Genomic DNA, 13182 nt, shown 5'->3' with positions numbered 1-13182 from the left:
GTCGTCGTCGTGAGCGTGATCTGGCGGCAGGTCGCCCTCCGGGTCGACCGTCCCGAGCTGCCGCAGCTGAGCAGGCTCGGCCGGCTGGTGCCGTGGGTGCCGCGGCTCCTGGCGATCCACCTCGGCGTGGCGCTGCTCGCGCTGGCCGCGACCGGGTCCTTCATCACCCCGTCCAACGACCACCTGGAGGGCCCCGGCGGAAGCGCCCTGCTCCTCGTCGAGGGCGCACTCGGGGTGTGGCTGGTGTCCGGCTTCCGCGTCCGCGCGGCCGCCGCCCTGGTTCTCGGCCTGGGCCCGGCGCTGGCGTTCGTCGCCGGCCCGACGGCGCTCGGTGAGTGCGCCAACCTGGCCGCCGTCGCCGCGTTCCTGGTGGTGCTGCCCCCGTCGGGTGACGCCCACGGTGCCGTCCGCGCGACGCCCGAGCAGCTGCGGCTCGCCCTGGTGCTCCTCCGGGTCGGAGTCGGAATCGCGCTGGTGGTGCTCGCCTTCAGCGAGAAGCTGACCAACCCGGTCATGGCGCTGCACACCCTGGAGGAGTACCCGCAGCTCGACGTCTTCGGCCTGGTCGGGATCGACGTGGCACCCGAGACGTTCGTCGTCATCGCGGGAGCGGTCGAGCTGCTCTTCGGTCTCCTGGTCATCTCCGGCGCCTTCCCCCAGGTCGCCGTCCTGGTGGCGATGGTGCCCTTCAACGCCACCCTGCTGATCTTCGGCCAGACCGAGATGGTCGGCCACCTGCCGGTCTACGGCGTCTTCCTCGCCCTGCTCGTCTACGGCTCGAACGCCAGCACTGCCCCCGCCGTGAGGTGGCTCCCCGGTCGCGGCCGGTCCCGGACCCGGTCGGGGAGCCGCATCCTCGCGACCGAGCCCGGCACGACCCCGTCGCCGGTCACGAGCCCGGCGGTGTAGGCCCTCGTGACCTGGCTCGGCGAGTACTGGCTCGACCTGTTCGGCTGGATCGGGAGCGCGCTCCTGATCGTCTCGCTGCTGCACACCCTGGAGGAGTACCCGCAGCTCGACGTCTTCGGCCTGGTCGGGATCGACGTGGCACCCGAGACGTTCGTCGTCATCGCGGGAGCGGTCGAGCTGCTCTTCGGTCTCCTGGTCATCTCCGGCGCCTTCCCCCAGGTCGCCGTCCTGGTGGCGATGGTGCCCTTCAACGCCACCCTGCTGATCTTCGGCCAGACCGAGATGGTCGGCCACCTGCCGGTCTACGGCGTCTTCCTCGCCCTGCTCGTCTACGGCTCGAACGCCAGCACTGCCCCCGCCGTGAGGTGGCTCCCCGGTCGCGGCCGGTCCCGGACCCGGTCGGGGAGCCGCATCCTCGCGACCGAGCCCGGCACGACCCCGTCGCCGGTCACGAGCCCGGCGGTGTAGGCCCTCGTGACCTGGCTCGGCGAGTACTGGCTCGACCTGTTCGGCTGGATCGGGAGCGCGCTCCTGATCGTCTCGCTGCTGCAGACCCGGGTGCTGCGGTTCCGGCTCCTCAACCTTGCTGCGTCGGTGATCCTCGTGGTCTACAACGCGCTCCTGGCCGTGTGGCCGATGGTCGGGATGAACGCCGCGGTCAGCGCGATCAACGTCGTCTTCATCGCCAGGATGCTCCGTGACCGGCACGCGGAGACGGGCTACCACGTGATCGAGGTCGGCCCGGACGACGCCTACCTGCGCCACTTCCTCCAGGTGCACGAGGCCGACATCGAGCGCTACCAGCCTGGGTTCGCGGCCGACGGGCTGGGGGCGGGCGACCTCGCGTTCCTGGTGCTGAGCGCCGACGAGACCGTGGGCGTGGTCGTGATCAGGGCCGAGGGCGAGGTGGCCCACGTGCTCCTTGACTACGTCACGCTGCGCTACCGGGACTTCTCCCCGGGCGAGTTCGTCTGGCGGCAGGCGACCCGGCTGCGGGACCGGGGCTTCCGGAAGGTGGTGACCCCGCCGGCGATGCTGGCGCCCTACTACGACCGGCTGCCCCAGGACTGGACCCCGGTGGGACCTGCCTACGAGCTGACGCTGTAGCCGCGGGCCGGCTCCGACGTCTAGGCCGAGCGCACCGCGACGACGTCCGCGAACGCCTCGAGCGCGGAGCGCACGGGTCCGTCCGGCAGCGCCGTCAAGAGGGCCTTGGCCTCGGTCGCCCGGTCGAGGACGTAGGCGCGCGCCTGGCCCATCGCCGGGTGGACGCGGAGCAGGCCCAGTGCCTCCGTCACGTCGGCGTCCTCGGTGAGCGGGCGGGAGAGCAGCTCGAGGAGCCGGGCGTCCGCCGGGTCGGCCGAGGCCCGGGCCATGATCACCGGGAGCGTCGGCACCCCCTCGCGGAGGTCGGTCCCCGGCGTCTTGCCGGACTCGACCGAGTCCGAGGCGATGTCGAGGATGTCGTCGGAGAGCTGGAAGGCGGAGCCGACGATCTCGCCGTACGCCGCCAGGGCCTCCTCGATCTCGGGCGAGGCGCCACCGAAGCGGGCGCCGTAGCGCGCCGAGGTCGCGATGAGCGAGCCGGTCTTGCCCGCCACCACGGCCAGGTAGTGCGCGAGCGGGTCCTCGTCGGCGGTCGGGGGCACGGTCTCGAGGATCTGGCCCTCGACGAGGCGGGTGAAGGTCTCCGCCTGGATCCGCACCGCGTCGGCACCGAGCTGCGCGGTCAGCTCCGACGACTTCGCGAACAGGAAGTCGCCGGTGAGGATCGCGACCAGGTTGTCCCAGCGGGCGTTGGCCGACGACGAGCCGCGCCGCAGGTCGGCCTCGTCCATCACGTCGTCGTGGTAGAGCGAGCCGACGTGGGTGATCTCCACGACGCACGCAGCGGTCACCACGTCGTCGGAGTCGGGGTGGTCACCGGCCTCGGCGGCCAGCAGCACGAGCAGCGGCCGGAACCGCTTGCCGCCGGCGTCCAGCAGGTGCGAGGCAGCCTCGGTGACGAACGGGAACCGGCTCTGGACGTGCCCGTAGAGCGCCTTCTCCACCTGCTCCAGCCGCTCCCGCAGCCGCGCGTCGAGGTCCCGGTCGGTGACCGGGAGAGCAAGGCCGTCGCTCGTCACCTGATGAATTGTCCGGCATCCGCCAACAGATCGAGAACCGGCCCTGGCATGACCCCGAGCAGCAGGGTCAGCGCCGCGGTCACGGCGATGACCCCGGTGGTGGCCAGTGACGGCGTCGTCACGGTCGCGAGCTCGGTCCGGGTCGCGGTGGCCACGCCCCCGCCGGCGTCCTCGGCGTCGGCCGCGGCCATCTCCTTCTCCTCCGGCATCTCGCCGCGGAAGAACAGCAGCAGGATGAGCCGGACGTAGAAGAAGACGGAGATGATGCTGGAGAGGATCGCCACCAGGACGACCGGCCAGGCGCCGGCCGACAGCGCGACGGTGAAGACCGCCCACTTGCCCATGAAGCCGCCGGTGAGCGGGATCCCGGCCATCGAGAGCAGGAAGAAGCCGAAGACCCCGGCGACCAGCGGTGCCCGCTTGCCGAGGCCCGTCCACTTCTCGAACGACGTCGCCTCACCACCGGCGTCCCGCACCACGGTCACGATGGCGAACGCCCCGATCGTCGCCGGGCCGTACGTCGCCAGGTAGAACAGCACCGCCTGGAGCGAGGTGATCTCGTTCTCGCCCAGCGAGGTGGCGGCCTGCACCCCGAGCACTCCGGTGAGCAGGAAGCCGGTGTGGGCGATCGAGGAGTAGGCGAGCAGCCGCTTCACGTCGGTCTGCGTGCAGGCGACGATCGCGCCGACGACCATGGTCAGGATCGCGACGATCCACAGCATCGGCTGCCAGCTCCAGCGGTCGGCGCCGAAGGCGACGTAGAACAGCCGCAGCAGGGCGCCGAACGCCGCCACCTTGGTGCAGGCGGCCATGAAGCCGGTGACCGCGGTGGGCGCGCCCTGGTAGACGTCGGGGGTCCAGGACTGGAACGGCACGGCGCCGACCTTGAACAGCAGGCCGACCGCGAGCATGCCCATCCCGATCAGCAGCAGCGCCTGGTTGGAGCTGTCGTTGCGGACCGCCTCGTTGATCCCTGCCAGGTTCATCGTGCCGGCGAAGCCGTAGATCAGCGCGACCCCGTAGAGGAAGAAGCCGGAGGAGAAGGCACCCAGCATGAAGTACTTGAGGGCGGCCTCCTGGCTGAGCAGGCGGCGCCGTCGGGCCAGGCCGCACAGCAGGTAGAGCGGCAGCGAGAGCACCTCGAGAGCCACGAACATGGTGAGCAGGTCGTTGGCGGCCGGGAACAGCAGCATCCCGCCGACCGCGAACATCGCGAGCGGGTAGACCTCGGTGTGGTCGAGACCCTTGGTCGAGGCCTCGCGCTCCGCCTCCGTGCCGGGCAGTGCCGCTGCCTGGCCGGCGAACGCCGAGAGGCCACCCTCGAGACGCCGCTCGGCGAAGAGGAGGAGGCCGCCGATGGCGAAGACCAGGGTCATGATCCAGAGCGCGACCGTCGGGCCGTCGACCACCAGCGTGCCGCCGGCGGTGATGGTGCCCCGGGCGACGACCTCGTCGCTGTCACCGCCGCGCAGCGTGTCCAGCTCGGAGGCGACGTAGATCGACCCACCGAGCGCGACGACGAGACCGAGCAGGGTCAGGGCGACCTGCGCGCGGAAGCGGTGCTCCCTGGCCAGGAACGCCTCGACGAGCACCCCGGCGACCGCGACGCCGAAGACGACGAGCATCGGCCACAGCTCGGCGTAGGCGAGGACCGGCTTGTCGAACTCCATCAGTCCTCACTCTCCTCGTGACCGCCGGTGGTCCCGATCGGCACGTCCGGCCCGTCGTCGGGCACGCCGGTGCCGTCGAGCAGCGTGTAGACGGTGGGGTTGCTGACGTCGAGCAGCGGCGCTGGGTAGAAGCCGAAGAGGACCAGGCCGACCATCAGCGGGGTCAGCACCAGCACCTCGCGCCGGTTGAGGTCGCTGGTGTCGCCCGCGGGGTTGTCCGGACCGGTCATCATCCGCTGGTAGGCCCAGAGCATGTAGACCGCGGACAGCACGATGCCGGTGACGGCCACCGCGCCGACGTACCAGCGGTAGTCGAAGGCCGAGATCAGCACCAGGATCTCCGAGACGAACTGGCTCAGGCCGGGCAGCCCGACCGTGGCGAGCCCGGCGACCAGGAACAGCCCGGCGAGCACCGGCGTCTTCTTCTCCAGGCCACCCATCTGGCTGATCAGGGTCGTTCCGCGCCGCCGGATGAGGAAGCCGGCGAGCAGGAAGAGCGCGGCCGTGGCGATCCCGTGGTTGACCATGTAGAGGATCGAGCCCGTGGCTCCCTGGGCGGTGAACACGAAGATCCCCAGCGTGATGAACCCGAAGTGGCTCAGCGAGGTGAGCCCGATCAGCCGCAGGATGTCGTCCTGCCCGATCGCGACGAAGGCCCCGTAGACGATCGAGATGAGCGCCAGCACCACGACCAGCGGAGTCGCCCACTCGGACGCCTCCGGGAACAGCCCGAGGCAGAAGCGCAGCATCCCGAAGGTGCCGATCTTGTCGAGCACGCAGACCAGCAGCACGCTGGTCGGCGGCGTCGCCTGCTCGGTCGTGTCGGCCAGCCACGTGTGCAGCGGGAACAGCGGCGCCTTGACCGCGAAGGCGATGAAGAACCCGGCGAACAGCCAGCGACCGGCCTCGGTGGAGATGTCGAGCTGCTGGAGGTCGGTGTAGAGGTAGGACGGCGACCCCTGCTGGGCGGAGACGACGTAGAGCCCGATCACCGAGCCGAGCAGCACCAGCCCGCCGCCGAGCTGGAACATGAGGAACTTCAGCGCCGCGGCCGAGCGCTTCTCGCGACCGAACCCGCCGACCAGGAAGTAGGCAGGCACCAGCGTCGCCTCGAAGACGACGTAGAAGAGGAACACGTCGGTCGCCGCGAAGACGGTCAGCGACAGCGCCTCGAGCGCCAGCGTCCAGGCCACGAACCGCCGGGCGCCCGAGCCCTCGGACTGCTCGTCGTCGTTCCACGCGGCGAGGAGCACGATCGGCACCAGCGCCACGGTCAGCAGGATCATCAGCAGGCCGAGGCCGTCGACGCCCAGCGCGTAGTGCACGCCGAACGCGGAGATCCACTCGTGGGTCTCGGTCAGCTGCAGGCCGCCGTCGCCCACGTCGTACGACGCCGCGAGGACGACCCCGACGGCCAAGGTGAGCACGGAGAACAGCAGGCCGAGCCGCTTGGGCTGGTCGCCGGCTCCCGGCAGGAACGCGACCGCCAGGGCGCCGACGAGCGGCACCAGGATCAGGATCGTGAGCAGAGGGAGGTCGCTCATGCGAGGTTCACCGCCAGGAGGGCCAGGACGACCAGCAGGACGCCGGCGAGGATCGAGACCGCGTAGGAGCGGACGAAGCCGTTCTGCACCCGCCTGAGCAGGATGCCGACTCCGGCCACCACGGTGGCGCCGCCGGAGAAGAGCCCGTCCACGACGCTGCGGTCGAAGGTGACCAGCCCGGAGGTGAGCTGCCGCGAGGGCCCGACCACGAGTCCGTCGTTGATGGCGTCGCCGTAGAGGTCCGCCCGGGCGGCTCGGGTGGCGAAGGAGACGTCCTGGGGTGCCTCGCGCGGCACCTCACGCTGCCCGACCAGCACGAACGCGGCGGCGACCCCGATCGCGACCACGCCGATCGTGATCAGCGTGATGACGATGACCGGGAGCGGCGGCTCGTGGTGCTCCGCATGTCCGACGACCGGCTCCAACCAGCCCACGATCCAGTCGCCGGCGAGCAGGAAGCCCCCGAGCGCCGACAGGGCCGCGAGCACCATCAGGGGGATCGTCATCAGCTTGGGCGACTCGTGCGGGTGCACGCCCTTCTCCCAGCGCTCCTTGGTGAAGAAGGTCATCAGCATCAGCCGGGTCATGTAGAAGCCGGTGATGCCCGCGCCGAGCAGGGCGCAGATCCCGACGACCGGGTTCTCGACCAGGGCCGTCTCGATGATCTTGTCCTTGGACCAGAAGCCCGAGAACGGCGGGACGCCGATGATCGCGAGGTAGCCGATCGCGAAGGTGAAGAAGGTGACGGGCAGCATCTTGCGCAGGGCGCCGTAGTGCCGCATGTCGACGTCGTCGTTCATGCCGTGCATGACCGAGCCGGCGCCCAGGAACATGTTGGCCTTGAAGAAGCCGTGCGTGAGCAGGTGGAAGATCGCGAAGGCGTAGCCCGCGGTCCCGAGCCCGGCGCCGAGCATCATGTAGCCGATCTGGCTCATCGTCGACCCGGCGAGCGCCTTCTTGATGTCGTCCTTGGCGCACCCGATGATCGCGCCCCACAGCAGGGTCACCGTGGCCACGATGACCACCACGGTCTGCGCGGTGTCGGTCAGCTCGAAGATGAAGTTGGAGCGCACGATGAGGTAGACGCCGGCGGTGACCATCGTCGCGGCGTGGATCAGGGCCGAGACGGGGGTCGGCCCCTCCATCGCGTCGAGCAGCCAGGCCTGGAGCGGCACCTGGGCCGACTTGCCGCACGCGCCCAGCAGCAGGAGCAGCCCGAACGCCGTCATCACGTGCTGCTCGGCCGCACCCGCCGAGGCGCTGATCACCGTGAAGCTCGTGGAGCCGAACGTGACGAACGCCAGCATGATCGCGGTCGAGAGGCCCATGTCCCCGACCCGGTTGATCACGAATGCCTTCTTCGCAGCGGCCGCCGCCGAGTGCTTGTGCTGCCAGAAGCCGATCAGCAGGTACGACGCCAGGCCGACGCCCTCCCAGCCGATGAACAGCCCGAGGTAGTTCTCGGACATGACCAGCAGCAGCATCGCCGCGACGAACAGGTTGAGGTAGCCGAAGAACCGCGGCCGGCGCTCGTCGTGCTCCATGTAGCCGATGGAGTAGACGTGGATCAGCGAGCCCACGCCCGTGATCAGCAGCAGGAACAGCGAGGTCAGCGGGTCGTAGAGCAGGTCCATCCCGACGTCGAGGTCGCCGACCTGGATGAAGTCGTAGAGGTGCTGGACGACCTGCCGGTCGCCCTCCTCGCGGCCCATGAGCTGGACGAACAGCACGAGGCTGATCACGAACGACCCGATCGGCAGCAGGGTGCCGAGCACGTGTCCCCAGACCTTGAGGGCCTGGGGGAACAGCGCGCCGCCGATCAGGAGGATCGCGGCGCCGGCCAGCGGCAGCGCGATGACCAGCCAGAGCAGCGAGAAGGCGCCGTCCGCACCGGTCGGCTCGACCAGCGGGATCTCTTCGGACAGGGAGAGCATCAAAGCAGCGTCCTCAGTACTTCAGCAGGCTGGCGTCGTCGACCGAGGCCGACCGGCGCGTCCGGAAGATGGTCATGATGATCGCGAGCCCGACGACGACCTCGGCCGCGGCCACCACCATCACGAAGAACGCAGCGATCTGGCCGTCGAGGTTGCCGTGCTGCTTGGCGAAGGTGACGAGCGCGAGGTTGCAGGCGTTGAGCATGAGCTCGACGCACATGAACACCACGAGGGCGTTGCGCCGGGTCAGCACGCCGACGGCGCCGATCGTGAACAGGATCGCGGAGAGGACGATGTACTCGGTCACCGCTCGTCACCCCGCTCGAGCTGCTGCTCCCGCTGCTGGCGCTCGTGCTCCTCCACGTCCCGCGGCGGCTGCCGCACCACGCCTCGTGCCGCGAGGACCCGGGAGACCGAGACCTCGGCCGGGGTCCCGTCCGGCAGCAGCGCCGGGGTGTCGACCGCGTTGTGCCGGGCGAACACTCCCGGTGGGGGCAGCGGACCGAGGTGCTGGCCGCGCTCGGCGTACGCCTTGACCTTGTCCGCCGCGATGGTGGCCTGCGTGGGCTTGGGCGTGAGCCGCTCGCGGTGGGCCAGCACCATCGCGCCCATCGCCGCCGTGATCAGCAGCGCCGAGGTGACCTCGAAGGCGAACACGTAGCGGGAGAACAGGATGTTGGCCAGGCCCTCGATGTTGCCGTCCTGGTTGGCCACCTCGAGACCCGTCACCGCGCCGAGGCTCATCTGGGCGACCCCGATGACCAGGACGAGGCCGAGCACCAGGCCGCCGAGAGCGGCGAGCACCCGCTGCCCGCGGATCGTCTCGACCAGCGAGTCGGAGGCGTCGACGCCGACCAGCATCAGCACGAAGAGGAACAGCATCAGGATGGCGCCGGTGTAGACGATGATCTGCACCGCGAACAGGAACGGCGCCTCGAGAGCGAGGTAGAGCACCGCGAGGCTCACCATGACGACCGCGAGCAGCAGTGCGGCGTGCACGGCCTTGCGCACGAACAGGATGCCGAGGGCGGCGACCACCATGATCGGCGCCAGGACCCAGAACGCGATCACTCGTCACCCTCCTGCTCGCCGGTGGTGCCGGTGGTGCCGGCGTTGAAGGCGCCGCGGTAGTACGACGTGTCGTCGGGACCCAGCCGCATCGGGTGCGGCGGCTGCTCCATGCCGGGCAGGAGCGGCGCGAGCAGGTCGCTCTTGTCGTAGATCAGGTCGGCGCGGTTGTCGTCGGCCAGCTCGTACTCGTTGGTCATCGTCAGCGCGCGGGTCGGGCACGCCTCGATGCACAGGCCGCACAGGATGCAGCGCAGGTAGTTGATCTGGTAGACGCGGCCGTAGCGCTCACCCGGGCTGAACCGCTCGTCCTCGGTGTTGGACGCACCCTCGACGTAGATCGCGTCGGCCGGGCAGGCCCAGGCGCAGAGCTCGCAGCCGATGCACTTCTCCAGGCCGTCGGGCCAGCGGTTCAGCTGGTGCCGGCCGTGGAAGCGCGGCGCCGTCGGGAGCTTCTCGAAGGGGTACTGCTCGGTCACGACCTTCTTGAACATGGTCCGGAAGGTCACGCCGAACCCGGCGACCGGGTCCCAGAACTGTTCCTTGAGGGTGGGCATCAGCGATCTGCCTCAACTCTGTTGTCGTCGAAGGTCAGCGGGGCCGCGGAGCCGCGGACGGCACCGCCGGCGGGCATCGGCGGGACCGGGAAGCCGGCGGGCCGGTCCTCGAGCTCCGCGACGTCCTCCTCGACCGGCTCGCCGAAGAAGAAGAGCGCCAGGAACGCCACGGCGACCACGCCGATGCCGATCAGGAGGTACTGCCGGTCGACCCCGCCCTCGAGCGAGATCGCGCGGATCGTGCCCACCGCGATGATCCAGCCGAGCGAGATCGGGATGAGGTACTTCCACCCCAGCGCCATGAACTGGTCGTAGCGCAGCCGGGGCAGCGACCCACGCAGCCAGATGAACAGGAAGACGAAGAAGAGGACCTTGCCGAAGAACCACAGCACCGGCCAGTAGCCCTCGTTGAACCCGGAGTAGAGCTCGTCGATCCAGAACGGCGCGTGCCAGCCCCCGAGGAACAGCGTCGTGGCGAGCGCCGAGACGGTGGCCATGTTGATGTACTCGGCGAGGAAGAACAGCGCGAACTTCAGCGAGCTGTACTCGGTGTGGAAGCCGCCGACCAGCTCGCCCTCGGCCTCGGGGAGGTCGAACGGCGCGCGGTTGGTCTCGCCGACCATCGCGATCATGTAGATGACGAACGACGGCGCGAGGATCAGCCCGAACCACAGGTCGTCCTGGGCAGCCACGATCTCCGAGGTCGACATCGAGCCGGCGTAGAGGAAGACCGCGACCAGCGCCAGGCCCATCGCGACCTCGTAGGAGATCATCTGCGCGCTCGAGCGGAGGCCGCCCAGCAGGGAGTAGGTCGAACCGCTCGCCCAGCCGCCGAGCACGATGCCGTAGATGCCGACCGAGGCGATGGCGAGCACGAAGAGCACCGCCACCGGCATGTCGGTGAGCTGGAGCGGGGTCTCGCGGTCGGTGAACGGCACGTCGACCACGGGCCCGAACGGGATGACCGAGAACGTCACGAACGCCGCCACCACGGAGATGACCGGTGCGATCAGGAAGACCACCTTGTCGGCGGCCTTGGGGATCAGGTCCTCCTTGAGCGCCAGCTTGACGCCGTCGGCGAGGGACTGGAGCAGGCCGAACGGGCCGTTGACGTTGGGTCCGATCCGGTGCTGCATCCGCGCCACGACCCGGCGCTCCCACCAGATGTTGAACAGCGTCAGCAGGACGAGGATCACGAAGATCAGCAGCGTCTTGACCAGGATCAGCCACCACGGGTCCTGGCCGAACGCGTCCAGCGCCATGCTCGTGAGCTGGGGGTTCACGTTGGTCATGCCCGAGCCTCCTCCACGCTCACGCGGCTAGCGGGTGACGCCAGGTCGGCCAGCACGCCGTAGCCCGCCGAGTTGGCCGGGAGCCACACGACGTCGTCCGGGATGTCCGCGACCTCGGCCGGCACGGTGACCGATCCCCGGTCGCCGGTCAGGGTCACCTCCGGGCCGGTGGCGTCGAAGACCGACTGGCTGACCCGGGCGACGGCCGGCCGGGCCGTGGCGGCGAGGTTATCGTCGCCGTCCTGCATGGAGCCGTTGTCGACCAGCTGCTTCCAGGTGGACAGCACGAGACCGTCGCCGCTGTGCGAGGTGCGGGCCTCGAACCCGCCGAACTCCGCCCGCTCGCCGTCCCACGGACCGAGGTCCTCCATCTGGGCGCGCGCATCCGGGACCGTCCGGAACCCGAGCGACGTGCCGAGCTCCTCGGCGATGCCGGCGAGGACGCGCAGGTCGGGCAGCGACGAGGGCTTGGTGAGCACCACGTCGAACGGACGCGGCCGGCCCTCCCACGTGACGAACGTGCCGGCCTTGTCGGTGACCGGAGCGACCGGGAACACGACGTCGGCCGCGCGGGTCACGTCGGTCTCCCGCAGCTCCAGTGAGACCACGAACGACGCGGCGGCGAGCGCGGCGCGGAAGGCCTGCGGGTCGGCGGTGTCGTCGGGGTCGACGCCTCCGACGACCAGGCCGCCGAGGTCCCCGGCGGCGGCCGCGGCCACGATGGCGTCGGCGTCGCGTCCGGGTGTCTCCGGCAGGCTGTCGACACCCCACGCGGTGGCGACGTCGACCCGGGCTCCGGCGTCCGTCAGCGGGCGACCCCCGGGCAGGAGGCCGGGCAGGCAGCCGGCCTCCACCGCGCCACGGTCGCCGGCCCGGCGCGGGACCCAGGCCAGCCGGGCGCCCGTCCGGGCGGCGAGGGCGACGGCGGCGGCGTAGGCACCGGGCGAGGTGGCCAGCCGCTCACCGAGCAGGACGACCGCGGTCGCGTCGATGCCGTAGTCGCTCTGGGTGCCGAGGGCCTCGATGGCCGCGGCCTCCTCGCCCGGGACGACCTGGACGAGCTGGCCGTGCATCTTGCGCAGGCCGCGGGTGGTGTACGGCGCCAGCGCGACCACCCGGGTTCCCGGCGTGCGCAGGGCCGCCTTGCGCAGGCGCAGGAAGATCGTGCCGGCCTCGTCCTCGGGCTCGAGCCCGACGAGGACCACGGTGGCCGCGGACTCCAGGTCGGCGTAGGTCACCGCTCCGCCGGCGGGGCCGGTGGCCGCGACGGTCGAGGCGAGGAACGCCGCCTCCTCGTCGGAGTGCGGCCGGGCCCGGAAGTCGATGTCGTTGGTGCCGAGCACTGCACGGGCGAACCGGCTGTAGGCGTAGGCCTCCTCGACGGTCAGCCGGCCACCGGGCAGGACGCCCACCCGGCCGGCGTCGCGCAGGCCGCGCGCCGCCACCGCGAACGCCTCGGGCCACGACGCGGGCCGGAGAGAACCGTCTCCTCCGTCTTCAACACGGTCACGGACCTGCGGGTAGGTGATCCGGTCACCGGCGTCGGCGTAGTGGAACGCGAACCGGTCCTTGTCGGTGATCCACTCCTCGTTGACCTCGGGGTCGTTGCCCGCGAGGCGGCGCATGACCTTGCCGCGCCGGTGGTCGACCCGGATCGCCGCGCCGCACGCGTCGTGCTCGGCCACCGCGGGGCTGGACACGAGGTCGAACGGGCGGGACCGGAACCGGTACTCGGCCGAGGTGAGCGCACCGACCGGGCAGATCTGGATGACGTTGCCAGAGAAGTAGGACAGGAACGGCGCGTTCTCGGCGATCCCGACCTGCTGCTGCGCACCGCGCTCGACCATCTCGATGAACGGGTCGCCCGGGATCTCGTCGGTGAACCGGGTGCAGCGCTGGCACACGATGCAGCGCTCCCGGTCCAGCAGGATCTGCGGGGAGATCGCGATCGGCTTGGGGAACGTCCGCTTGATGCCGCCGGACTCGTAGAAGCGGGACTCGCCGCGGCCGTTGGACATCGCCTGGTTCTGCAGCGGGCACTCGCCGCCCTTGTCGCAGACCGGGCAGTCCAGCGGGTGGTTG

The 13182-nt window shown here is 70.5% G+C and carries 12 protein-coding genes; 3 read left to right on the top strand and 9 right to left on the bottom strand.

The window, feature by feature from the left end; all coding sequences use genetic code 11:
• From JHD21_RS15175 to JHD21_RS15165, 3 genes are all read left to right on the top strand, one after another.
• Nucleotides 1–909, top strand: a 909-nt coding sequence (locus tag JHD21_RS15175; RefSeq protein ID WP_292676899.1) for a hypothetical protein, incomplete at its 5' end; no start/stop codon positions are given.
• A 6-nt stretch (nt 910–915) separates the two neighbouring features.
• Entirely contained in the window at nt 916–1377 is a 462-nt protein-coding gene (locus tag JHD21_RS15170; protein ID WP_292676897.1) for a hypothetical protein, read from the top strand.
• 6 nt (nt 1378–1383) lie between these two features.
• Nucleotides 1384–2016: a hypothetical protein gene (locus JHD21_RS15165; RefSeq protein ID WP_292676895.1), complete on the top strand. Its 633-nt coding sequence runs from the start codon at nt 1384–1386 to the stop codon at nt 2014–2016.
• Between the two features lie 20 nt (nt 2017–2036).
• Here the strand turns inward: JHD21_RS15165 and JHD21_RS15160 are convergent, their stop codons facing one another.
• The 9 genes from JHD21_RS15160 to JHD21_RS15120 all read right to left on the bottom strand — a co-directional run.
• Complete coding sequence (locus JHD21_RS15160; protein ID WP_292676893.1) at nt 2037–3035, bottom strand: polyprenyl synthetase family protein; 999 nt, start codon at nt 3033–3035, stop codon at nt 2037–2039.
• A complete protein-coding gene (nuoN, locus tag JHD21_RS15155) occupies nt 3032–4705 on the bottom strand; it encodes an NADH-quinone oxidoreductase subunit NuoN (RefSeq protein ID WP_292676891.1) in 1674 nt (557 codons plus the stop codon). The genes JHD21_RS15160 and nuoN overlap by 4 nt, the downstream gene beginning before the upstream one ends.
• Nucleotides 4705–6249, bottom strand: a complete 1545-nt coding sequence (locus JHD21_RS15150; RefSeq protein WP_292676889.1) for an NADH-quinone oxidoreductase subunit M — start codon at nt 6247–6249, stop codon at nt 4705–4707. Before JHD21_RS15150 ends, nuoN begins: the two co-directional genes overlap by 1 nt.
• Nucleotides 6246–8183: an NADH-quinone oxidoreductase subunit L gene (nuoL, locus tag JHD21_RS15145; RefSeq protein ID WP_292676887.1), complete on the bottom strand. Its 1938-nt coding sequence runs from the start codon at nt 8181–8183 to the stop codon at nt 6246–6248. The genes JHD21_RS15150 and nuoL overlap by 4 nt, the downstream gene beginning before the upstream one ends.
• 13 nt (nt 8184–8196) lie before the next feature.
• Nucleotides 8197–8490 carry an NADH-quinone oxidoreductase subunit NuoK gene (nuoK, locus tag JHD21_RS15140; RefSeq protein ID WP_292676885.1) on the bottom strand — a complete coding sequence of 98 codons (294 nt, stop codon included), beginning with the start codon at nt 8488–8490 and terminating at the stop codon, nt 8197–8199.
• Nucleotides 8487–9254, bottom strand: coding sequence for an NADH-quinone oxidoreductase subunit J (locus JHD21_RS15135; protein WP_292676883.1), 768 nt, complete (start codon nt 9252–9254; stop codon nt 8487–8489). Before JHD21_RS15135 ends, nuoK begins: the two co-directional genes overlap by 4 nt.
• A complete protein-coding gene (nuoI, locus tag JHD21_RS15130; protein WP_292676881.1) occupies nt 9251–9808 on the bottom strand; it encodes an NADH-quinone oxidoreductase subunit NuoI in 558 nt (185 codons plus the stop codon). Before nuoI ends, JHD21_RS15135 begins: the two co-directional genes overlap by 4 nt.
• Nucleotides 9808–11100, bottom strand: a complete 1293-nt coding sequence (gene nuoH, locus JHD21_RS15125; RefSeq protein ID WP_292676879.1) for an NADH-quinone oxidoreductase subunit NuoH — start codon at nt 11098–11100, stop codon at nt 9808–9810. Before nuoH ends, nuoI begins: the two co-directional genes overlap by 1 nt.
• Nucleotides 11097–13182, bottom strand: a 2086-nt coding sequence (locus JHD21_RS15120) for an NADH-quinone oxidoreductase subunit G (RefSeq protein ID WP_292676877.1), incomplete at its 5' end; no start/stop codon positions are given. The genes nuoH and JHD21_RS15120, both read right to left, overlap by 4 nt.

Origin of the sequence: Nocardioides sp., from assembly GCF_016462705.1 — a bacterium.
Lineage (GTDB): Bacteria > Actinomycetota > Actinomycetes > Propionibacteriales > Nocardioidaceae > Nocardioides.
Note: the sequence above shows the minus strand (reverse complement) of the source record. Positions and strands in the feature narration are given on the sequence as shown.

What these genes read in the sequence shown, in the direction of transcription:
- nuoN (WP_292676891.1), bottom strand. Translation starts at nt 4,705, where the DNA reads ATGGAGTTCGACAAGCCGGTCCTCGCCTACGCCGAGCTGTGGCCGATG.
- JHD21_RS15150 (WP_292676889.1), bottom strand. Translation starts at nt 6,249, where the DNA reads ATGAGCGACCTCCCTCTGCTCACGATCCTGATCCTGGTGCCGCTCGTC.
- nuoL (WP_292676887.1), bottom strand. Translation starts at nt 8,183, where the DNA reads ATGCTCTCCCTGTCCGAAGAGATCCCGCTGGTCGAGCCGACCGGTGCG.
- nuoI (WP_292676881.1), bottom strand. Translation starts at nt 9,808, where the DNA reads ATGCCCACCCTCAAGGAACAGTTCTGGGACCCGGTCGCCGGGTTCGGC.
- nuoH (WP_292676879.1), bottom strand. Translation starts at nt 11,100, where the DNA reads ATGACCAACGTGAACCCCCAGCTCACGAGCATGGCGCTGGACGCGTTC.